The following is a 19,587-nucleotide window of genomic DNA, read 5'->3' as shown; positions in this document are numbered from 1 at the left end:
ATCCGAACCGGCGAAGCTGGAGGGGGACCAAGCCATGTCTGTGTCCGTTGACCCGATGACCGTGAATCCGCCCGCGCACGACACGCACGAGGCGTTGCGGCCGCACGCCGAGAACGCGTTCGCGGCCGAACTCGCGGCGCTGGCGGCGCAGGACGACCGGCCCCGCCCGGACCGCTGGCGGCTGTCGCCGTGGGCGGTGGCGATGTATCTGCTGGGCGGCACACTGCCGGACGGCACGGTGATCACACCCAAGTACGTGGGCCCGCGCCGCATCGTCGAGGTCGCCGTCAGCACCCTCGCCACCGACCGCGCGCTCCTCCTGCTCGGGGTGCCCGGCACCGCCAAGACCTGGGTGTCCGAGCACCTGGCGGCAGCGGTCAGCGGCGACTCGACGCTGCTCGTGCAGGGCACGGCCGGGACCCCCGAAGAGGCGATCCGCTACGGCTGGAACTACGCGCAGTTGCTCGCCAACGGCCCCAGCCGCGCCGCGCTCGTGCCGAGCCCCGTCATGCGGGCCATGGCGGAGGGGATGACCGCCCGCGTCGAGGAGTTGACCCGCATCCCGGCGGACGTGCAGGACACGCTGATCACGATCCTGTCGGAAAAGACCCTGCCGATACCGGAGTTGGGGTCGGAGGTGCAGGCAGTCCGCGGCTTCAACCTCATCGCCACGGCCAACGACCGGGACCGCGGGGTCAACGAGCTGTCCAGCGCCCTGCGCCGCCGTTTCAACACCGTGGTGCTTGCGCTGCCCGAGAGCGCCGACGCCGAGGTCGACATCGTCTCGCGCCGCGTCGACCAGATCGGCCGCTCCCTCGACCTGCCGGCCGTGCCCGACGGCATCGACGAGATCCGCCGCGTCGTCACCGTCTTCCGCGAGCTGCGCGACGGGATCACGACCGACGGGCGTACGAAGCTCAAGTCGCCCAGCGGCACGCTCTCCACCGCCGAGGCGATCTCCGTCGTCACGGGCGGCCTCGCCCTGGCCGCCCACTTCGGTGACGGCGTCCTGCGCGCGAGCGACGTCGCCGCCGGCATCCTCGGCGCCGTCGTCCGCGACCCGGCGGCCGACCGCGTCATCTGGCAGGAGTACCTGGAAGCGGTCGTCCGTGAGCGGGACGGCTGGAAGGACTTCTACCGGGCCTGCAGGGAGGTGAGCGCATGACCGGACTTCCCGCGGAGCGGCCCCCGGAGGCCTGTGCGATGGGCGCCGATGGGCCGAAGACCCGCACGGGCTCGTACGGCCACGCCTACGACGACGGGCCCCTGTTGCTCGGCGTACGGCATCACGGGCCCGGTTCGGCCCGCGCGGTGCGGGCCGCGCTGGAGGCTGCCGAGCCCCGCGTCGTGCTCATAGAGGGGCCACCGGAGGCGGACGCGCTGATCCCGCTGGCCGCCGACGAGGACATGCGGCCCCCCGTCGCGCTGCTCGCCCATGTCGTGGACGAGCCCGGCCACTCGGCCTTCTGGCCGCTCGCCGAGTTCTCGCCGGAGTGGGTGGCGATCCGCTGGGCCGGGGAACACGGCGTCCCGGCCCGTTTCATCGACCTACCGGCAACCCACACCCTGGCGTGGGGGAATGAGGAGAGCGCCCCGGAGCAGGCCGAGGAGGCCGAGGGTGCCGCGGAAGTCGAGAAGGCCATCCGGATCGACCCCCTCGCCGTGCTGGCCGAAACCGCCGGCTACGACGATCCGGAGCGCTGGTGGGAAGACGTGGTCGAGCACCGGGGCGGGGCGGGCGCCGATCCCTTCGTGCCGTTCGCGGTGCTGGGCGAGGCGATGGGGGCGCTGCGCGAGGCGTACGGAGCCGGGGGGCACGACCGGGACCTGGTGAGAGAGGCGCACATGCGGCTCCGGATGCGGGCGGCACAGCGGGAGTTCGGGGACGACGTGGCCGTGGTGTGCGGGGCCTGGCACGTACCCGCGCTGCGGCAGAGGTCCGCGGTCGCCGCCGACCGGGCGCTGCTGAAGGGGCTGCCCAAGGCGAAGGCCGACCTGACATGGGTGCCCTGGACACACCGTCGGCTCGCCCGGGTCAGCGGATACGGCGCGGGCATCGACTCGCCGGGGTGGTACGGGCATCTGTTCAGCGCCCCCGACCGCCCCGTCGAGCGCTGGATGACAAAGGTGGCCGGACTGCTGCGCGCGGAGGACAGACTCGTCTCGTCCGCGCATGTCATCGAGGCCGTACGGCTGGCGGACACCCTCGCGGCGATGCGCGGTCGCCCCCTGCCCGGGCTGACCGAGACCTCCGACGCCGTACGTGCGGTGATGTGCGAGGGCTCGGACGTGCCGCTGGCGCTCGTGCACGACCGGCTCGTGGTCGGCGACGTCCTGGGCGAGGTGCCCGCGTCGGCGCCCGCGGTGCCGTTGCAGCGGGACCTCACGCGGCTCCAGCGAAGTCTGCGGCTCAAACCGGAGCCTATGGAACGGGAGTTGGAGCTCGACCTGCGCAAGGACACCGACGCGGGCCGGAGCAGGATGCTGCACCGACTGCGCCTCCTTGGCGTCGACTGGGGCGAGCCGGCCGTGTCGCGCGGCAGCACGGGTACCTTCCGGGAGACCTGGCGGCTGCACTGGGAGCCGGAGCTGTCCGTACGGGTCGCCGAGGCCGGGGTGTGGGGCACGACCGTGCTGTCCGCCGCGACCGCCAAGGCCGAGGCGGACGCCGTCGCCGCGCGCGCCCTCGCCGACGTCACCGCTCTCGCCGAGCGCTGCCTCCTCGCCGAACTCCCGGACGCACTGCCCGTGGTGATGCGGATCCTCGCCGACCGGGCCGCCCTCGACACGGACGTCGGGCACCTCGCCCAGGCCCTGCCCGCCCTCGTCCGCTCCCTGCGCTACGGCGACGTACGCGGCACGGACACCCACGCCCTCACCGACGTGGCGGCAGGCCTCGCCGAGCGGATCTTCGTCGGCCTCCCGCCGGCCTGCACGGCACTCGACGCCGAAGCAGCCGAGGAGATGCGCCACCATGTGGACGCGGTGCACGGAGCGGTGGCCCTGCTGAGGGAGACGCTCACGGCCTCGCCCGGCGGCATACGCGAGCGCTGGCACAGGGTGCTCAAGGTGCTCGCGGGCCGCGACACCGTTCCGGGAGTGATCCGCGGACGGACGGTGCGACTGCTCCTGGACGACGGGGAGTTGGGGCACGACGAGGCCGCACGGCTCATGGGCCTCGTGCTGTCGCCGGGCACGGAGCCGGGGGACGCGGCCGCCTGGATCGAGGGGTTCGTCGGCGGCGGCTCCGGAGGCGGCATGCTGCTCGTCCACGACGAACGCCTGCTCGGCCTGGTGGACGCGTGGCTGACAGGGGTCCCGGCGGAGGCGTTCACCGATGTGCTGCCGCTGCTGCGCCGCACGTTCGCGGCGTACGAGGCGGGAGTGCGCAGGACGCTGGGCGAACTGGTCCGCCGCGGCCCGGGAGTGCCGGGTGCCGCCGGGACCACTGCCTCCGGCCTGCCCGGCTTCGCCCCCGACCTCGACCCTGACCGCGCCGACGCCGTCCTGCCGGTACTGCGCCTGCTGCTGGGACTGGACGAGGGCGCAGCCGACACGGACACCGCCACCGACTCCGACACCGGAACCGACCCAGGCACCGGAGCCGGCACCGACAACGACCGCGATCGAGCCGACCCCGATCGAGCCGACCCCGATCGAGCCGACCCCGATCGAGCCGACCGCGAACGCGACGACCACAGTGACGACAACGACCTTGCAGGGGTGACCTCATGACCACACCGGCGGTCGCGCCCGGCGCAAGCGGCGCGGGGGGCGCGCGTGAGACGGGTGAAGCGGGTGATGAGCGGCTTCGGCGTTGGCGGCTCGTGCTCGGAGGTGAGGCCGCGGACGGCACCGGCTGCGTGCTGACCGGGCAGGACGCGGCGATGGACGGAGCGCTGACCGCGCTGTACGGAAAGGGGGACAAGCCGCAGGCGGGGCGGGACCGTTCGGCGGGGCTGGGGGCGTCGGCGCCGTCTGTCGCGCGCTGGCTCGGGGACATCCGAACGTACTTCCCTTCGTCCGTGGTCCAGGTCATGCAGCGGGACGCCATCGACCGGCTCGGCCTCTCCACACTGCTGCTGGAGCCGGAGATGCTGGAGGCGGTGGAGGCCGACGTCCACCTCGTCGGCACGCTGCTCTCGCTCAACAAGGCGATGCCCGAGACGACGAAGGAGACGGCACGGGCCGTGGTGCGCAAGGTCGTCGACGACCTGGAGAAGCGGCTCGCCTCCCGCACCCGGGCCACGCTCACCGGCGCGCTCGACCGCAGTGCCCGTATCAGCAGGCCCCGCCACCACGACATCGACTGGAACCGCACGATCGCGGCGAACCTCAAGCACTACCTGCCCGAGTACCGCACGATCGTGCCCGAGCGGCTGATCGGCTACGGGCGCGCGTCGCAGTCCGTGAAGAAGGAGGTCATCCTCTGCATCGACCAGTCGGGGTCGATGGCGGCCTCCGTCGTCTACGCCTCCGTGTTCGGCGCCGTCCTCGCGTCCATGCGGTCCATCGCCACCCGCCTGGTCGTCTTCGACACGGCCGTCGTCGACCTCACCGACCAGCTCGACGACCCCGTCGACGTCCTCTTCGGCACCCAGCTCGGCGGCGGCACGGACATCAACCGGGCGCTCGCGTACTGCCAGTCGCAGATCACCCGGCCCGCCGACACGGTCGTCGTGCTCATCAGCGACCTCTACGAAGGAGGCATACGGAACGAGATGCTCAAGCGGGTCGCGGCGATGAAGGCGTCGGGGGTGCAGTTCGTGACGCTGCTGGCGCTGTCCGATGAAGGGGCACCCGCGTACGACCGCGAGCACGCGGCGGCGCTCGCCGCCCTCGACGCACCGGCGTTCGCCTGCACGCCCGACCTGTTTCCCGAGGTGATGGCGGCGGCGATCGAGAAACGGCCGCTCCCCATTCCGGACACCAGGTGAGGAGAGTTGAGAAAGGGGACATGAATACCCATCGGTAACAGGGGACTTGCGCAACCTCGGGCGCCCCGTGCGAGGATCGGGCTTCCTTATAAGCCTCTTACACGCGAGGACCCGCCCGCCTTGTCCCTGTCAGCCGCATGGCCCGGAGCCGGTGCCAGTGCCGCTCTGCGCGTGATGCGCACGGCGGCCGGGCGGCATGCGCTGCAACTGGTGCTGTTGGCGGGTGGGTTGTTCCTGCTGGGGCTCGTCTGCGGCGGACAGGCGTATGCGGCGGACTCGACGGGAGCGACGGTACCGGCGGTGGCGACGCCCACAGGGGTCGTCAGGTCGGTGGCCCAGCCCGTGACGCGGTCGGTGACGGCGGTGTCGAACGCGGCGGAGCATGTCGTGAAGCCGCCGGTTGAGCGGACCGCGGACACCTCGGTCCGGCGCCAGCAGGCACAGGTACAGGCACAGGCCCCCGGGCACCCGGGAGCAGGCGCCACGGACACCGTGCGTGACGTCGTACGGCCGGGCGGGGATCCGGTCGGGGATCTTGTGGAGACGGTCACCGGTGGGCCGACAGGGCCCGGGGCGGACGTACTGCCATCGCTGTCCTCGCTGCCGACCCCGACCCTGCCTGAACTTCCCACGCCACCGCTTCCGACCCCGCCGCTTCCCACCCCACCCGATCTGCCTGGTCTGCCCGGCGTGCCAGGCCTGCCCTCGCTCCCGGACATGGGTCAGACCCTCCCGGCGCCCGCGGCGGCGCAGCCGTCTGACGGGACGACGGCCGGGCGCGGCAGCGCGCACGGGACCACGGTCGCGGCGTCAGGGTCGGCGCCGGTGTCGGGGCCTGCGCCTGTGTACGGCCCCCGCGCGCGGAGTGCGGAAGCCGGCGGTGCGGCCGTGGGTGGTGGAAGCCGGCGTGCACGCATCGCCCAGGCGCCCGCGCACCAGGCGCCCGCCGGTGAGCCAACCGGTGACCCGGCCGGCGCGCTGGGCAATCAGTCGGCGGTCGACAACGGTGCGCCGCGACACGGTGATCCACAGGCCGTCACCTTGAACCACCTGGCGCCGCTGCGGCTCGCGCCCGGCGCACCCGCGGGCGTCACCGCGGCCGAGACCCGGGACAGGTACCGGGACATTCCGGTTTTCCCCGGCTAGGGCAGCCCTTCCCCCGCTGATCGACCTGCCGCGCGGGGGCGGAACAGGTCTGCCCGCCGTCCGGGCACCCCGCTCCTCCGATCCCCGGATGGAAGCCCCCGGACCTCCCGAACCGAATGTCTCGGTCTCCCGAAGGATCTGACGCAAGCATGAACAAGAACATCCGCCGTTCCCTCGTCATAGCCGCCGGTGTCTCCGGCGCGTGGGCGCTCGGCACCGCCGTCGCCAGTGCGGACGAGCTGCACTCGCCGTCCGTCTCCCTTCCCGACGTGAACGCCGACGGAGTCGTCGCGAACGTGACGAGCGACGTCGAGGACACCGCCACCGGCGCCACGGGCGGCAGCGATGTCACCGATGTCGCCGGTGTCACCGATGCCGCCCACAGTGCCTCTGCTGGTACTGCCACCAGCACGGCCACCGACAAGGCCGCGACCGCCACCACGGCCACCGCGCCCGAGGACGAGATCGACTACCTCTTCGGGCCGCTTTCAGCCTTCGCGCCCGTCACTACGAGCACCACGAACGTCCCAAGCACCGCAAGCACCACAAACACCGTGGCCCCGGTCGTCGACGAGACCGCGGCCGCCGCTGTGCCGCCCGTCGCCGTGACCGCCGTCGACGGCGTCGTGCCGCTCGCGGGGCACGCGGCCGACAACGCGAGCAGGCTGGCGTACGGCGTGACGGGTGACGCGCAGCCGCTCGTCGGGGGTGTCGCCTCCGGTGTCGTCGGGGACACGGCGGGCGCCGTGCTGCCGCCGGTCGCGGCGACCGCCGTCCACGGGGTCGTCCCGGTCGCCGGGCAGGCCGTAGGAGACGCGACGACTCTGGCGTACGGCGTCGTCGGCGATGTCCGGCCGTTCGCGGGCGGTGTCGTGGGCGGTGTCACGGGCGGAGTTCCTCCGCTCGCGTGGGGTGCGGTCGGCGGCGTGGCCCCGTTCGCGCAGCACGTCGTCGCGCACGATGTGCGGCCCTTCACCGGCGGTGTGGCCGACGCGGCGCAACCGGTCGTGCAGATCGCGCAGGGCGTCGTCGACGAGGTCCGGCCCGTTGCGGACGGAGTCGCGGGCAGCACCACCCGTCTGGCGTACGGCGTCACGAGCGATGTGCGGCCGTACGCGGGCGGCGTCGTCGGCGAGGTCGACCCCTTCGCGCAGGGCGTGACTGGACAGGTCGCCCCCTTCGCTCAGGACCTGACCGGAACCGTCGGCGCGACCGGTGGCCCGCTGGCCGGCCATGCCGTCACCGGCGTCCACCACGTAGCCCAGTCGGTGACCCCCGGCTACCTCGGCTGACCAGCGGCAACCAGCGGCAGCAGCCGCAACCAGCCGCACCAGCCGCGATCAGCCGTATGTAGATAGATCCCCATGTAGTTCCCTGCCCTCCCAGCTCCGCAGGGCCCGCGGCCCCGGACGGTCGAAAGCCATCGGTCCGTCCGACCGGAATTCCGACCGGGACCCTGCGGATGGGGCGGGTGGTCCCCATTGGGGTGGGGACCACCCGTCCTGGGCCCTTCAAAGCCATTGAGGGCTGTTCAAGGGGTCTCACCGGGCAAACCCCAGCCCGGTGAGGCCCCGTTTCCAACGAATCTGTGACAGGTATCACCGCTCAGGTGTGATCTGCGATTTAGGGACCCGCGTCCAGCGGCGATAACCTGCGAGACGGACATGCCGCGCGCTCGGACACCGTGTGCGCCACCCTTGTGACAGCGGACGTCACGTTGCCCTTCGCGGCACGCCCACGCATCCCAACGAACCGCGAGATCACTGATAGGGACGGACGCGCGTGGACCTGTTCGAGTACCAGGCGAGGGACCTCTTCGCCAAGCACGGTGTACCGGTGCTGGCCGGTGAAGTCATTGACACGCCTGAGGCAGCCCGCGAGGCGACCGAGCGTCTTGGCGGCAAGTCCGTCGTCAAGGCCCAGGTGAAGGTAGGCGGCCGTGGCAAGGCCGGTGGCGTGAAGCTCGCCGCCACCCCGGACGAGGCCGTCGCCCGCGCGACGGACATTCTCGGCATGGACATCAAGGGCCACACGGTCCACAAGGTGATGATCGCCGAGACCGCGCCCGAGATCGTCGAGGAGTACTACGTCTCGTACCTCCTCGACCGCACCAACCGCACCTTCCTCGCCATGGCGTCCGTTCAGGGCGGCGTGGAGATCGAGGTCGTCGCGGAGGAGAACCCCGAGGCCCTCGCGAAGGTCCCGGTCGACGCCAACGAGGGCGTCTCGATCGAGAAGGCCCGCGAGATCGTCGCCCAGGCGAAGTTCCCGGCCGAGGTCGCGGAGCAGGTCGCCGAGATCCTGGTGACGCTGTGGGACACCTTCATCAAGGAGGACGCCCTCCTCGTCGAGGTCAACCCCCTCGCCAAGGTCGCCTCCGGCAAGGTCATCGCCCTTGACGGCAAGGTGTCGCTGGACGAGAACGCCGAGTTCCGCCAGCCGGACCACGCGGCTCTCGAGGACAAGGAGTCGGCCAACCCGCTCGAGGCCGCCGCCAAGGCCAAGAACCTCAACTACGTCAAGCTCGACGGTGAGGTCGGCATCATCGGCAACGGCGCGGGTCTCGTCATGAGCACCCTCGACGTCGTCGCGTACGCCGGTGAGAACCACGGTGGCGTGAAGCCGGCCAACTTCCTCGACATCGGCGGCGGCGCGTCCGCGGCCGTGATGGCGAACGGCCTGGAGATCATCCTCGGCGACCCGGACGTCAAGTCCGTGTTCGTCAACGTCTTCGGTGGCATCACCGCCTGTGACGAGGTCGCCAACGGCATCGTCCAGGCGCTGCAGCTGCTCAAGGACAAGGGCGAGGAAGTCACCAAGCCGCTGGTCGTGCGTCTGGACGGCAACAACGCCGAGCTGGGCCGCAAGATCCTGTCGGACGCCAACCACCCGCTGGTCCAGCGCGTGGACACCATGGACGGCGCGGCCGACAAGGCCGCCGAGCTGGCCGCGGCCAAGTAAGGGACGAGGGAACCACACAGCCATGGCTATCTTCCTCAACAAGGACAGCAAGGTCATCGTCCAGGGCATGACCGGTGCCACGGGCATGAAGCACACCAAGCTCATGCTGGCCGACGGCACGAACATCGTCGGTGGCGTCAACCCGCGCAAGGCGGGCACGTCGGTCGACATCGACGGCACCGAGATCCCGGTCTTCGGCACGGTCGCCGAGGCGATCGAGAAGACGGGCGCCAACGTGTCCGTCCTCTTCGTGCCGCCGGCGTTCGCCAAGGCCGCCGTGGTCGAGGCGATCGACGCCGAGATCCCCCTCGCGGTCGTCATCACCGAGGGCATCGCCGTCCACGACTCCGCCGCCTTCTGGGCGTACGCGAAGTCGAAGGGCAGCAAGACCCGCATCATCGGCCCGAACTGCCCCGGTCTCATCACCCCGGGCCAGTCGAACGCCGGCATCATCCCGGGCGACATCACGAAGCCGGGCCGCATCGGCCTGGTCTCGAAGTCCGGCACGCTGACGTACCAGATGATGTACGAGCTCCGTGACATCGGCTTCTCGTCCGCCGTCGGCATCGGTGGCGACCCGGTCATCGGTACGACGCACATCGACGCGCTCGCCGCGTTCGAGGCCGACCCCGACACCGACCTGATCGTCATGATCGGTGAGATCGGCGGCGACGCCGAGGAGCGTGCGGCGGACTTCATCGCGAAGAACGTGACGAAGCCGGTCGTCGGCTACGTGGCGGGCTTCACCGCGCCCGAGGGCAAGACCATGGGCCACGCCGGCGCCATCGTCTCCGGCTCCTCCGGCACGGCCGCCGCGAAGAAGGAGGCCCTTGAGGCCGCCGGTGTCAAGGTCGGCAAGACGCCGACCGAGACGGCGAAGCTGGCGCGCGAGCTTCTCGCGGGCTGATCCTCCGCTTGCCTGAACGTCGGGTGGGCCCGTACCCCTTGAGGGGTACGGGCCCACCGGCGTTTCCGGAACCGACGCGACGCCTGATGTCGCGCCTGACAGACACGACGCCCGATGTCACGCCTGATGCGATGGTGAGGCGCGCGCCGCCTAACGCGATTGCGGCACCAGCCTCTCCGGACCATGGGCCGTCTGAGACCTGAGCTTGGCTCTCAACTCCAGTTCCTCCTCGGAGAGCGCGCCCGGAGCAGCCCGCGGCGGCACCCCCCGGACCGCGGCGCCCGGGGCGACCGGAGCCTCGTAGTGGTCCGGGGCCTCGCGCAGGGTCAGGGCGGTGATGCCGATGAGGAGGGCCGTGCAGGCGACGGCCGCGCGGGTCCACTGACGGGCACGGCGTTCGCTGCCGGTACGGACGGCCCGGGGTTTGGCGGCGCGGAGCCGCTCCGTGCCGGCGAGTTGCGTGAGGCGCTGGTGCAGCGCCTCCGGGACGGCCAGCTCCGGTAGCCGCGCGGCGACGGCCTGACGCGCGTACAGCAGCCGGTTGGCAGCCGCGGGCGTGCTCGCCTCCGTCTCGGCCGCGGTCTCGGGGAGGTCGAGCCCGACGCCGTCGTAGAGCAGCAGGGTGCGTCGGTAGGGCGGCGGCAGTTGCAGGAGTACGCCGAGCAGCGCCCGGCCGGCGGCGTCGGCGGGCGGCGCCTCCGGGTGCCGGTGGCGGGGGCGCAGCCGGTGCCAGGGGGAGAGCGCGTACTCGTACGCCGTCGCCCGCACCCACCCCGCGGGGTCCCGGTCGACAGCCACCTCGGGCCAGCGGTGCCAGGCCAGTTGGAAGGCGCGCTCCACGGACTCGCGCGCCAGTTCGCGGCGCCCGGTGAGCAGATAGGTCTGCCGTACGAGAGCAGGGGCGCAGAACGCGTAGAGGGCGTCGAAGGCCTGAGCGGGCGTCAGGGGTTCGAGCATGTCGGCCGGGGCCGGCGCGGTGGCCTCCGCCTCCGCTTCCTCCGCCGGCAGCGGGTCGAAGGACGGTCCGCCGCCGACACCGACCAGGGCACGCACGGTCGCTTCGTGACGGTCACTCACCTCGGCCTCGGCGACTTCACGTACCTCAGCGACGACGGCTTCACGCATGTCGGCGTCGGTGTCGGCGGGCGGGCCCTCGGGTGTGCCCAGCAGCTCTGCGTACGCTTCCAGTCTCCGGCCGCGTGGTGTCGTACGGCCTGTCTCCCATGAGCGCACCGTCTCGCGGGTGACGCCCATCCGGGCGGCGACCTCGGCCCGGCTCAGTGACTTGGCCTCGCGGCGGCGGCGCCGTTCCTTGGGGGACGGGAGCGGGGTGGCAGAGCCGTCCGTCACAGCGCGCCCTTTCGTACGAAAAAGTACATAGATGCATATTGAGCGACACATCCGAGCTTCGCCTGTTACGACGGGAAAGCGCGTGTCGTTGGGAGCATGGCGGACGTGACCCACCTCACCGAGCGCGGCACGTCCCGCATCACGTCGTTGTCGTCCCTGCTCACCCGGATGCGCGACCGCTCGCCAGGGCTGGCCGCCGGCGCCTTCGGCGGCGCGCTCGCGGCCGGGCTCGGGCTCGGTTCGTTCGCCGTCCTCGTCATGGTGCTGTGGATCAGTTCGCCGTACCCGGACAGCGGACCCGGCGGCGCGCTGCATGTCGCCGCCGCGCTGTGGCTGCTCGCGCACGGGGCCGAACTGGTCCGCACCGAGACCCTGTCGGGGGTGCCCGCGCCCGTGGGCATCACGCCGCTGCTGCTTCTCGTGCTGCCCACGTGGCTTCTGCACCGCGCGGCGCGCGACGCGGCGGACACCGACGCGGAAGGTGACGAGGACGGCGGCTCCGAGGCGTCGCCGCGCGCGGTGTGGGCCGGGGTCGTGACGGGCTATCTGTCGGTCGGCGGGGCCGCCGCGTTGTACGCCTCCGGCGGCGAGCTGCGACCGTCCTGGGCGTGGACCGCCGTATGCCTGCCGGTAGTTGCGGCCGCGGCGGCGGGAGCGGGGGTGTGGACGGCGTACGGGCGTCCGAGCGGGCCGCTGCCGGCACGGTGGCGCAGGAGGCTGACGGCCGCTCTGCCGGGAGGCCTACGACGGTTCGTCACCGACGAGGGTCTGGAGCCGGGCGCCCGCCGCGCGCTCGCCTCGGCGGTGCGGGCGGCCGGGGCCGGGGTCGCCGTGCTGGTCGGGGGTGGGGCGCTGCTCGTCGCCGCGTCCTCGGTATGGCACGGCGGAGCGGCGCGCGACTCGTTCCTGCAGCTCACCGAGGTGTGGTCGGGCCGGTTCGCCGTACTGCTGCTGTGCGTGGCCCTCGTGCCGAACGCGGCGGTGTGGGGGGCGGCTTACGGCCTGGGGCCGGGGGTCGTGCTGGGTGCCGGGCATGTCGCTGGACCGTTGTCCTCGGCGGGACCGGGGTCCCTGCTGCCACCGTTCCCGCTGCTGGCTGCGGTGCCGGGGACGGCTACGCCGTGGGGCTGGGGGGCCGTGGCGGTGCCGGTGGCGGCGGGGGTGACGGTCGCGTGGTTCACCGTCGCGGCGGCGGCGCCGAAGGGCGGGACTCGGGAGGAGGCCTGGTCGAGGGGACGGACGGCCGCTGTCGTGGGGCTCGCGTCCGTGCTGTGCGGGGCCGCTGTCGCGGGGCTCGCGGGGCTGGCCGGGGGGCCGCTCGGGGTGGATGCGCTGGCCCATCTCGGGCCGGTGTGGTGGCAGGCGGGGCCTGCGGCGGTCGGATGGGTGGGGGTGGTGGGCGTGCTGGTGGCCGGGGGAGTACGGGGCTGGCGGGTACGGGTCTCCGGCCGGCATCGGCTCCGGGTGGCGTTGCCCTCCGCGAAGACCTGGTTCTCGTGGGCGAGGCCACGGTCGTCCCGGTCCGCGGGCAAGGCGGAGCCCGTACTGCCGCCCACTCCCGCGCCGGAGCCCCCGGACCCCACCTTCGAGCCTTACGACTTCCTCCCCGCGGACGCCCCGCCCTCTCCCTGGCACGAGGACGCCACCCGAGAGTCCCGCTGGGCAGCCCTGAAGGAGGCTTCCACCCTCGCGGACCCGGAAGAGCTGGGCTGAGCCCGCACCAGGGCCGAGGGCCCCACAGGCCCCACGCACCTGCGGCCGCGGGCGTACGGCATGGCGCCCGGGATCCGGTGGGTGGGTCGGGGCCGGGCCGGAGCATCCGTCCTCGGCCTGGCGCGGAATCGGTTGCGTTACAGGTGGAGGGTGTTGACGCGCCATCCGCTGCGGGCGGACGTTCCGGCCCGTCCCCTGCCTGCGTACGCGGCTGCGGGGGCGTGGGGGTGACCGGTCCGACTTCACCGCCGCGGGCCCGGCGTGCCAGATGATCCGGCCCCACCCCCGGTCGACCGACCGGCCGGCAGGCAGCAGCCCTTGACGTCAGCGCGTGCCCAAGAGCCCCCGGAGTTCCTTCGGGAGGAGGTCGTTGCAGGACTGTTTGGCGGAGTTGGTGAGGGCGTCGTTCGTGCAGGAGTAGTAGTCGCTGTAGACGAGTTGGGCGGTGAAGGCCGCGGCGACCATGACGATGGCGAGGGAGGCGGTGACCAGGCCGCTCACCGCAGCCGTCGTCTGAGGGCGGGTACTCGCGGTGGGGGCGGGTGCCGGGGCGTCCGGATCCGGCGTACGCGGCTTGGCGCGCAGGGCGCTGCCGCCCCAGTACAGGGCGAGCGCGCCGAGCAGCAGCGCCACGTACGGCCAGCTGAAGAGGGCGAAGAAGAACGCCCACATCCCGGAGAGCAGCGCGAAGCGCGCACGCCGCTGGGCGGGGTCCGTCGGGTCCCAGCGCATCCCGGTGCCCGGACCGCCGCCGGGCCCCTCCTGACCGCCCTGCCCCTGAGGCGCACCGGGACGGTCACCGAAGCGGCCGCCGCTCGAACGGCCCGGCTGCTGATCGCTCCACTGGTTGCCCCACGGGGACTGCCCCTGGTGTCCGGACTGCCCGGGCTGCCCGGACCGGCCGTCGTCCTGCGAGCCCCGCCCGTTCGCGGGCCGCCGGGGCTGCCACGGCCGGTCGGGGGTCCCCTCCGGCGGCGGGGCGAAGGGGTTGTCCTCCGAGGGCGGGTCGGAGGGCGGGTCCGACGGCGTCGGCGTGTCCGACGAGGGGGCCGAAGGCGTTTCCCGGCCCCGCCCGTCCGCAGCGTCGCGTCCGCTCTCCTGCGGCGGCGTGGGCGAAGGGCGCCGCTCGCGCAGCAGGAGCGGAGGGAGTCGGAGACTGCGATCCGGCATCAGGTGTGCGTCTTCCCCTTGATGAATGTGCAGATGAATGTGCTGGTGAACGCGCTGGTCAGCGTGCTGATGAACTTGCTGGTGAACCGACTGATGACTTGCTCGGGAACTGACTCGGTGGTCCTCGCCGGGTGGCGTGGCCGGGCCGTGTGCCCCGGGCCCGAGCCCGGACACGAGCCCCCCGTCCCAGATCAACGTCCCACGCGCACAGGGCGTTCCCTGTGCTGAACGGTGTTCCCGGGTGGAACCTTCCCAGACGCTACCTTCCGGCCACGCCCCCGTCCCGTGGGGGCCGCCCGGTGTGCCGGTATCGTTGCTGACGGTCGGCCGCTTCGTAGACTTCCCCGTATTGAGGGGCGCGATGCATTCGTACGACCGTACAAACGCACCCCCGAGAAAGGGCCCCGTCGTGGCCGAGCCCGTGGTCAAGTCCGCGGCCAGGCGCCTTGTCGTGCTGGTCTCCGGATCCGGCACCAACCTTCAGGCACTGCTGGACGCCATCGCGGAGCAGGGCGTCGAGGCCTACGGAGCCGAGATCGTCGCCGTGGGCGCGGACCGCGACGGCATCGAGGGACTCACCCGCGCCGAGCGCGCCGCCCTGCCGACCTTCGTGCGCCGCGTGAAGGACTACGACACCCGCGAGGAGTGGGACGAGGCACTGGCCGACGCCGTTGCCGCGTACGAGCCCGACCTGGTCGTCTCCGCGGGGTTCATGAAGATCGTGGGGAAGGAATTCCTCGCGCGGTTCGGCGGGCGGTTGGTCAACACGCACCCCGCCCTCCTCCCCAGTTTTCCGGGGGCCCACGGCGTGCGCGACGCGCTCGCGTACGGCGCGCGGGTCACCGGCTGCACCGTCCACTTCGTCGACGACGGCGTCGACACCGGACCGATCATCGCGCAGGGCGTGGTGGAGGTCCGGGACGAGGACGACGAGAGCGCGCTGCACGAGCGCATCAAGGAAGTCGAGCGAAGGCTGCTCGTCGATGTCGTGGGGCGGCTCGCCCGGAACGGCTATCGCATTGAGGGACGAAAGGTAGTTATCCAGTGACCGCCGAGAGCACAGTCACGGCCGAGAGCGACAAGCGGGCCATCCGTCGGGCGCTCGTCAGCGTCTATGACAAGACCGGACTTGAAGAGCTCGCCCGCGGGCTCCACGAGGCCGGCGTGGAACTCGTCTCCACCGGGTCCACGGCCGGCCGTATCGCCGCCTCCGACGTCCCCGTCACCAAGGTCGAGGAGCTCACCGGCTTCCCCGAGTGCCTGGACGGTCGTGTCAAGACGCTGCACCCGAAGGTCCACGCGGGCATCCTCGCCGACCTGCGCCTTGAGGACCACCGGCAGCAGCTCGCGGAGCTGGGCGTGGAGCCGTTCGACCTCGTCGTCGTCAACCTCTACCCGTTCCGCGAGACGGTCGCCTCGGGCGCGTCGCCCGACGAGTGCGTCGAGCAGATCGACATCGGCGGTCCGTCGATGGTCCGCGCCGCCGCCAAGAACCACCCGTCGGTGGCCGTGGTCACCAGCCCGCAGCGGTACGCCGATGTCCTCGCGGCCGTCCAGGGCGGCGGGTTCGACCTCACCACCCGCAAGCGGCTCGCCGCCGAAGCGTTCCAGCACACGGCCGCGTACGACGTCGCCGTCGCCTCCTGGTTCGCCGACGAGTACGCCGCCGCGGACGACAGTGGCTTCCCCGACTTCCTCGGCCACACCTACGCGCGCAAGAACACCCTGCGCTACGGCGAGAACCCGCACCAGGGCGCCGCGCTGTACGTCGACGGCACGGGCGGCCTCGCGGAGGCCGAGCAGCTGCACGGCAAGGAGATGTCGTACAACAACTTCACGGACACGGACGCCGCGCGCCGTGCCGCGTACGACCACGCCGACCCGTGTGTCGCGATCATCAAGCACGCCAACCCGTGCGGGATCGCGATTGCTTCGAACGTCGCCGAGGCGCACCGCAAGGCGCACGCGTGCGACCCGCTCTCCGCGTTCGGCGGCGTCATCGCCGTCAACCGGCCGGTGACCAAGGAGATGGCGGAGCAGGTCGCCGACATCTTCACCGAGGTCATCGTGGCGCCCGAGTACGAGGACGGCGCTCTCGAAGCCCTCACCAAGAAGAAGAACATCCGCGTGCTCAGGGCCCATCAGGGTCCGGCCAACCCCGTCGAGGTCAAGCAGATCGACGGCGGCGCGCTGCTCCAGGTCACCGACCGCCTCCAGGCGGACGGCGACAACCCGGCGTCCTGGACCCTCGCGACCGGCGACGCCCTGAGCCCCGGTGAGCTCGACGAGCTGGCGTTCGCCTGGAAGGCCTGCCGGGCCGTCAAGTCCAACGCGATCCTGCTCGCCAAGGACGGCGCCTCGGTCGGCGTCGGCATGGGCCAGGTCAACCGTGTCGACTCGGCGAAGCTCGCCGTGGAGCGGGCCGGCGCCGAGCGCGCCCGCGGCTCCTACGCGGCCTCCGACGCGTTCTTCCCCTTCCCCGACGGCTTCGAGATCCTCGCCGAGGCGGGCGTCAAGGCCGTGGTGCAGCCCGGCGGTTCGGTCCGCGACGAGCTGGTGGTCGACGCCGCGAAGAAGGCGGGCGTGACGATGTACTTCACGGGGACGCGGCACTTCTTCCACTGACCCGTTCGCTGCCGCACAGGTGACGCACCAGGGCCGTGTCCCCCTGTACGAGGGGGGCACGGCCCTTGGTGTGAGTGGTGCGGGTGGTACGGGTGATGCTGGGGGTTGGTTCAGTAGCGCGGGCGCGCGAACCAGGCGGTGCCGCTGGCGACGACCGGCGCCGCCGTGATGACGGTGGCGAAGACGACCCAGATCAACGGGAAGATGACCGCGGACGCGAGCCCGGAGTCCAGACCGGCGAAGAGCGCGATCAGACCCACGATGCCGCCGAGCGCACCGTAGACGACGGTGGTGATGCGGACGCCTTGACCACCCTTGCTGAACTTCACGCCGAGTGTGATGGAGAGGGTCGCCAGGGCCGCGGCGAGCAGCGCGATCAGGAAGAAGACTCCGGCGGCCATGTGGCCGCCGTCGCTCACCGAGCTGAACCCGTAGTCGTCCGCGCTGTCCGAGACGTCGTTCGCGAAGGCGGCGACGTAGAACCAGAACAGCGCTCCGATGATCTGGGGCACCGAGATGATGAACAGGAACACACGGGCCGTCATCAGCAGGCCCGGCATCGACTGGGGAAGCATCTGGTTGCCGCCCGGGTAGCCGGGGTACGCCGGCTGCTGCGGGTAGCCGTAGCCCTGCGGCGGTACACCGGGGGGCTGCTGGGGGTAGCCGTATCCGGGAGCGGCCGGGGGCTGCTGGGGGGGCTGCCCGTAAGGGTTGTTCGGGTCGCCGAAACTCATGGCGGGTTTTCCTCCGTTGACTATGCGCGGGGACGAAGCGCGGAACGGTCGGAGGAATTTCTACAGAGCGGTCCGTCCCCCCGGTACTGCCCGCGGCACTGTGCCTCTCATCGTTCTTTAGGCGCCTCTTACTTGTCCAGCCGCATGCCATATGTGTTGTGCAAGTGCAACATCCCGATCATGGCCGGATGTGTGACATGCGCCCGGAAATCCGGTGCCGGAACGCCCGCCTGGTGGCCGGATTGGAACCGGGGCCGGGTCATCCGCGAGGATGGGGCCATGACCGCCCAGATTCTCGATGGCAAGGCCACCGCAGCCGCGATCAAGTCCGACCTGACCGCCCGCGTGGCGGCCCTGAAGGAGAAGGGCGTCCTGCCCGGCCTGGGGACCGTCCTCGTCGGTGACGACCCCGGCAGCCAGAAGTACGTCGCGGGCAAGCACCGTGACTGCGCCCAGGTCGGTATCGCCTCCATTCAGCGCGAACTGCCCGCGACCGCCACGCAGGAGGAGATCGAGGCGGTGGTCCGGGAGCTCAACGAGGACCCCGCCTGCACGGGTTACATCGTCCAGCTGCCGCTTCCCAAGGGCATCGACGAGAACCGCATCCTCGAACTGATGGACCCCGACAAGGACGCGGACGGACTGCACCCGATGAACCTCGGGCGCCTCGTCCTCAACGAGCCCGCACCGCTGCCCTGCACCCCGAACGGTGTCCTCACCCTGCTGCGTCAGTACGGCGTGGAGATCAAGGGCGCCGAGGTGGTGGTCGTCGGCCGCGGTGTCACCATCGGGCGCCCGATGCCGTTGCTGCTGACGCGGCGCTCCGAGAACGCGACGGTGACGCAGTGCCACACCGGCACGCGTGACCTCTCCGCGCACCTCAAGCGCGCCGACATCATCGTCGCCGCGGCCGGCTCGGCGCACCTGATCCGCCCGGAGGACGTGAAGCCGGGCGCGGCCGTGCTCGACGTCGGTGTCTCGCGCAGCGCCGAGGGCAAGATCGTCGGCGATGTCCACCCGGGCGTCGCCGAGGTCGCCGCGTGGATCTCACCGAATCCGGGCGGCGTCGGCCCGATGACCCGCGCCCAGCTGCTCGTCAACGTGGTGGAGGCGGCGGAGCGCAGTGTCGGCTGAGGCTGAGGGCAACGGGGACCACGTGGACGTCGACGAGCACGGCGACGCCGGCACCGCCACGGGCGCCGGCCGCGCACGTACCGCCGCAGGCACCGATGGCGCCCGTACCGGCGAAAGAGCCGCTGCCACCGAATCCACCGATGCCGCCGCCGACGTCACCGATACCGACGTCACCGACGCCACCGATGGCGCCGACGACATCGAGGTGCGGGACGCCGTCAGCGCGCCCGACGCCGAGGGGAGGCCGCGTCGCACCACGCGCCGCTTCCCGCTGTTCACCCGTGACACCGCGCGGCCCGAGGGCGGCGGCCGCGCGGCGCCCGGCGACGCTCCGGCGCCGGCGCGTCAGTGGCCGATCCTCGCCGTGCTGACGACCGTCGGGATCGGCCTGCTGCTGACCGCGCTGGACGTGTTCCGCGTCGGCACGGTCCTGATCGGCCTCGCGCTGCTCGGCGGCGGTGTGCTGCGCTGGATGCTGCCCGACGTGGGCATGCTCGCGGTCCGCTCCCGCTTCACGGACCTGGTGACGTACGGCGTCCTGGGCGTGGCCATCGTGCTGCTCGCGCTGATGGCGCAGCCCAATCCGTTGCTGGAGATCCCGTTCCTGGACGACACGCTGCACTTCACGGTGCGCTGAACGGACGGTGGCCCGCACCTCCCCCGGAGGATGCGGGCCACCGCCGTTTCACCCCCTGCGGCGGGCGTCGGCGGGACGATCAGTATCGGACCGCTGAGCGAGGGAGGCTTCGCCGTGCGGCTGACCCTGGGCTCGTCCGGCCCCGTGGGTGAGGGAGAGTACGACCGCGGCCCGTCCTCTCCCCCGAGTAAGGACGGGCCGCGTTCGGGCGGGTGTTCCGCCTGGGTCAACCCTTGTGCACGCCGGCCAGGCTGTTCAACACCTGGCAGTTCC

At 72.0% G+C, this 19,587-nt stretch carries 15 protein-coding genes; 12 read left to right on the top strand and 3 right to left on the bottom strand.

Annotated elements, in window-relative coordinates; translation table 11 throughout:
• The first annotated feature begins 34 nt into the window (after positions 1 to 34).
• The 7 genes from ACN6LB_RS23475 to sucD all read left to right on the top strand — a co-directional run bounded on the left by ACN6LB_RS23475 (position 35) and on the right by sucD (position 9,951).
• Positions 35 to 1,165 carry an ATP-binding protein gene (locus tag ACN6LB_RS23475; RefSeq protein WP_445027641.1) on the top strand — a complete coding sequence of 377 codons (1,131 nt, stop codon included), beginning with the start codon at positions 35 to 37 and terminating at the stop codon, positions 1,163 to 1,165.
• 38 nt (positions 1,166 to 1,203) lie between these two features.
• A complete protein-coding gene (locus tag ACN6LB_RS23470; RefSeq protein WP_445027675.1) occupies positions 1,204 to 3,735 on the top strand; it encodes a DUF5682 family protein in 2,532 nt (843 codons plus the stop codon).
• Positions 3,732 to 4,937: a VWA domain-containing protein gene (locus tag ACN6LB_RS23465; RefSeq protein WP_445027640.1), complete on the top strand. Its 1,206-nt coding sequence runs from the start codon at positions 3,732 to 3,734 to the stop codon at positions 4,935 to 4,937. Before ACN6LB_RS23470 ends, ACN6LB_RS23465 begins: the two co-directional genes overlap by 4 nt.
• A gap of 120 nt (positions 4,938 to 5,057) precedes the next feature.
• Positions 5,058 to 6,083, top strand: coding sequence for a hypothetical protein (locus tag ACN6LB_RS23460; protein ID WP_445027639.1), 1,026 nt, complete (start codon positions 5,058 to 5,060; stop codon positions 6,081 to 6,083).
• Positions 6,084 to 6,232: 149 nt separating this feature from the next.
• On the top strand, positions 6,233 to 7,375 hold the full coding sequence (locus tag ACN6LB_RS23455) for a hypothetical protein (protein ID WP_445027638.1): 1,143 nt from the start codon (positions 6,233 to 6,235) through the stop codon (positions 7,373 to 7,375).
• Positions 7,376 to 7,865: 490 nt separating this feature from the next.
• Positions 7,866 to 9,044, top strand: a complete 1,179-nt coding sequence (gene sucC / locus ACN6LB_RS23450) for an ADP-forming succinate--CoA ligase subunit beta (RefSeq protein ID WP_356131674.1) — start codon at positions 7,866 to 7,868, stop codon at positions 9,042 to 9,044.
• 22 nt (positions 9,045 to 9,066) lie between these two features.
• Positions 9,067 to 9,951 carry a succinate--CoA ligase subunit alpha gene (gene sucD / locus ACN6LB_RS23445; protein ID WP_445027637.1) on the top strand — a complete coding sequence of 295 codons (885 nt, stop codon included), beginning with the start codon at positions 9,067 to 9,069 and terminating at the stop codon, positions 9,949 to 9,951.
• A gap of 150 nt (positions 9,952 to 10,101) precedes the next feature.
• Here the strand turns inward: sucD and ACN6LB_RS23440 are convergent, their stop codons facing one another.
• Positions 10,102 to 11,301 (bottom strand): helix-turn-helix domain-containing protein, encoded by a 1,200-nt coding sequence (locus tag ACN6LB_RS23440; RefSeq protein ID WP_445027636.1) that lies wholly within the window; start codon positions 11,299 to 11,301, stop codon positions 10,102 to 10,104.
• A gap of 96 nt (positions 11,302 to 11,397) precedes the next feature.
• On the opposite strand from ACN6LB_RS23440, the gene ACN6LB_RS23435 reads away from it, so the two are divergent.
• Positions 11,398 to 13,014 carry a cell division protein PerM gene (locus ACN6LB_RS23435; protein WP_445027635.1) on the top strand — a complete coding sequence of 539 codons (1,617 nt, stop codon included), beginning with the start codon at positions 11,398 to 11,400 and terminating at the stop codon, positions 13,012 to 13,014.
• Between the two features lie 324 nt (positions 13,015 to 13,338).
• On the opposite strand, the gene ACN6LB_RS23430 is transcribed toward ACN6LB_RS23435, so the two are convergent.
• Positions 13,339 to 14,184 carry a hypothetical protein gene (locus tag ACN6LB_RS23430; protein WP_445027634.1) on the bottom strand — a complete coding sequence of 282 codons (846 nt, stop codon included), beginning with the start codon at positions 14,182 to 14,184 and terminating at the stop codon, positions 13,339 to 13,341.
• A 361-nt stretch (positions 14,185 to 14,545) separates the two neighbouring features.
• Here ACN6LB_RS23430 and purN point away from each other — a divergent pair, with 361 nt between their 5' ends.
• Together purN and purH are read left to right on the top strand one after the other, a co-directional pair.
• Positions 14,546 to 15,232 carry a phosphoribosylglycinamide formyltransferase gene (purN, locus tag ACN6LB_RS23425; RefSeq protein WP_445027633.1) on the top strand — a complete coding sequence of 229 codons (687 nt, stop codon included), beginning with the start codon at positions 14,546 to 14,548 and terminating at the stop codon, positions 15,230 to 15,232.
• Positions 15,229 to 16,809 (top strand): bifunctional phosphoribosylaminoimidazolecarboxamide formyltransferase/IMP cyclohydrolase, encoded by a 1,581-nt coding sequence (purH, locus tag ACN6LB_RS23420; RefSeq protein WP_445027632.1) that lies wholly within the window; start codon positions 15,229 to 15,231, stop codon positions 16,807 to 16,809. Before purN ends, purH begins: the two co-directional genes overlap by 4 nt.
• 110 nt (positions 16,810 to 16,919) lie before the next feature.
• On the opposite strand, the gene ACN6LB_RS23415 is transcribed toward purH, so the two are convergent.
• Positions 16,920 to 17,543, bottom strand: a complete 624-nt coding sequence (locus tag ACN6LB_RS23415) for a hypothetical protein (RefSeq protein ID WP_356131692.1) — start codon at positions 17,541 to 17,543, stop codon at positions 16,920 to 16,922.
• Between the two features lie 279 nt (positions 17,544 to 17,822).
• On the opposite strand from ACN6LB_RS23415, the gene ACN6LB_RS23410 reads away from it, so the two are divergent.
• The gene (locus tag ACN6LB_RS23410) at positions 17,823 to 18,677 is read left to right on the top strand and encodes a bifunctional methylenetetrahydrofolate dehydrogenase/methenyltetrahydrofolate cyclohydrolase (RefSeq protein WP_356131695.1); all 855 of its coding nucleotides are present in this window, start codon (positions 17,823 to 17,825) and stop codon (positions 18,675 to 18,677) included.
• Positions 18,667 to 19,314, top strand: coding sequence for a DUF3017 domain-containing protein (locus ACN6LB_RS23405; RefSeq protein WP_445027631.1), 648 nt, complete (start codon positions 18,667 to 18,669; stop codon positions 19,312 to 19,314). The genes ACN6LB_RS23410 and ACN6LB_RS23405 overlap by 11 nt, the downstream gene beginning before the upstream one ends.
• Positions 19,315 to 19,587 lie beyond the last annotated feature (273 nt).

The organism is Streptomyces sp. SAS_270 (assembly GCF_052543295.1).
The sequence above is the reverse complement of the archived record's forward strand: the minus strand, read 5'-3'. Positions and strand labels throughout refer to the sequence as shown.

What these genes read in the sequence shown, in the direction of transcription:
- purN (WP_445027633.1), top strand. Translation starts at nt 14,546, where the DNA reads ATGCATTCGTACGACCGTACAAACGCACCCCCGAGAAAGGGCCCCGTC.
- ACN6LB_RS23475 (WP_445027641.1), top strand. Translation starts at nt 35, where the DNA reads ATGTCTGTGTCCGTTGACCCGATGACCGTGAATCCGCCCGCGCACGAC.
- ACN6LB_RS23415 (WP_356131692.1), bottom strand. Translation starts at nt 17,543, where the DNA reads ATGAGTTTCGGCGACCCGAACAACCCTTACGGGCAGCCCCCCCAGCAG.
- ACN6LB_RS23455 (WP_445027638.1), top strand. Translation starts at nt 6,233, where the DNA reads ATGAACAAGAACATCCGCCGTTCCCTCGTCATAGCCGCCGGTGTCTCC.
- ACN6LB_RS23465 (WP_445027640.1), top strand. Translation starts at nt 3,732, where the DNA reads ATGACCACACCGGCGGTCGCGCCCGGCGCAAGCGGCGCGGGGGGCGCG.
- ACN6LB_RS23470 (WP_445027675.1), top strand. Translation starts at nt 1,204, where the DNA reads ATGGGCGCCGATGGGCCGAAGACCCGCACGGGCTCGTACGGCCACGCC.
- sucD (WP_445027637.1), top strand. Translation starts at nt 9,067, where the DNA reads ATGGCTATCTTCCTCAACAAGGACAGCAAGGTCATCGTCCAGGGCATG.
- ACN6LB_RS23435 (WP_445027635.1), top strand. Translation starts at nt 11,398, where the DNA reads ATGGCGGACGTGACCCACCTCACCGAGCGCGGCACGTCCCGCATCACG.
- ACN6LB_RS23430 (WP_445027634.1), bottom strand. Translation starts at nt 14,184, where the DNA reads ATGCCGGATCGCAGTCTCCGACTCCCTCCGCTCCTGCTGCGCGAGCGG.
- ACN6LB_RS23410 (WP_356131695.1), top strand. Translation starts at nt 17,823, where the DNA reads ATGACCGCCCAGATTCTCGATGGCAAGGCCACCGCAGCCGCGATCAAG.